This window comes from Methanomassiliicoccales archaeon (assembly GCA_014361295.1).
GTDB lineage: Archaea > Thermoplasmatota > Thermoplasmata > Methanomassiliicoccales > JACIVX01 > JACIVX01.
Map to the genome: position 1 here is coordinate 1 of JACIVX010000125.1, position 516 is coordinate 516.

The window sequence follows — 516 nt, forward strand, 5'->3', positions numbered from 1 at the left end:
CGAAAGGCAGCGGAGCTGCAACCGGACCTTGTTCTTTGGGATCTCCTCATGCCCGCAGGCGGTCTTGAGGGCCTTCGGCGCCTGCGGGAGAAGCTCCCTGAGGCCAAAATCCTCGTGCTCACCGCCTTGGATGCGCCTGGTCTTGGCCCGGAGGCCCTGCGAGCCGGGGCTCATGGTTTTGTGGCCAAGACCGCAAGCCCCGAGGAAATCCTTTCCGCCATTGAAAATATCCTCCGCGGCGAACTTTTCCTTCCCAAAGACGTGGGCCTCACCTCCCGCGAACGGGAGATCCTTTCCCTTTTGGTTCAGGGGCTACGCCTCGCCGAGATCGCCGAAAAACTTGGGATCTCCCAAAAGACCGTGGAATCCCACCTGGAAAACCTCAAGGAAAAACTGGGTTGCCGAAGTGTCCCCGAGCTTCGGGCTCTGGCCATGCGCTGGCAAACTCCTACGGATTCCCCATCGCCCAGGGACTAAAGCGAAGTAGGATTTAACCTGTGCGGGTTTTGGTGGTGG

The 516-nt window shown here is 59.7% G+C and carries 1 protein-coding gene; it reads left to right on the top strand.

The genetic code is table 11. The annotated features are described in order from the left end of the window. Positions 1–477: response regulator transcription factor (locus H5T41_11525; GenBank protein MBC7109389.1), on the top strand; the 477-nt coding region annotated here is incomplete at its 5' end. Positions 478–516: the final 39 nt, after the last annotated feature.